Genomic DNA, 589 nt, shown 5'->3' with positions numbered 1-589 from the left:
CCGTCGTCATCGAGGACTTGAACGTTCAAGCCATGATGACTCGTGGCGGCGCACACAAACGAGGCCTGAATCGTGCGATAGCGCAGGCCTCGTTTGCTGATCTTCGACGGAGAATCACCTACAAAACGAGGTGGAATGGCGGTAGAACCGTCATTGCCGATCGGTGGTTTTCATCGTCGAAAACGTGTTCGGAATGTGGAGAAGTGAAATCCAAGCTCTCCTTGTCCGAGCGTGAATACATCTGCCATCGTTGCGGTGTTGTCGTGGACAGAGACCTCAATGCTGCAACGAATCTGGCGAAATTAGCGGCACCGAAATCCGGTGTCGATTTTCACGGAACCGGGAGTTCGCCGGGGATGGGACGTGGAGGCGCGGGGAAGACCAGCTCATCCTCGGGTGAGCTGGCACCGGCCGGTGAAGCGTCAATGGCCCGAAAGGACCTGAGCGGCCGCAAGGCCGGCACGAGATAACCTGACCATCAGAGTCAGTTCTCATGCAACGGTTGACTATTGAGGTGATGGCGTACACGCGGCCCCCGCGGACGTTGGTGATTTTTCATGTCATGGAGTTACGTCCGAAGTATCGGGCG

General features: G+C 56.7%; 1 protein-coding gene. It reads left to right on the top strand.

What is annotated here, in order from left to right:
- A partial coding sequence (locus HMPREF0721_RS12530) for an RNA-guided endonuclease InsQ/TnpB family protein (protein WP_006599919.1) occupies positions 1-470 on the top strand: 470 nt, incomplete at its 5' end.
- Positions 471-589 lie beyond the last annotated feature (119 nt).

The organism is Pseudoramibacter alactolyticus ATCC 23263 (assembly GCF_000185505.1).
GTDB lineage: Bacteria > Bacillota > Clostridia > Eubacteriales > Eubacteriaceae > Pseudoramibacter > Pseudoramibacter alactolyticus.
Note: the sequence above shows the minus strand (reverse complement) of the source record. Positions and strands in the feature narration are given on the sequence as shown.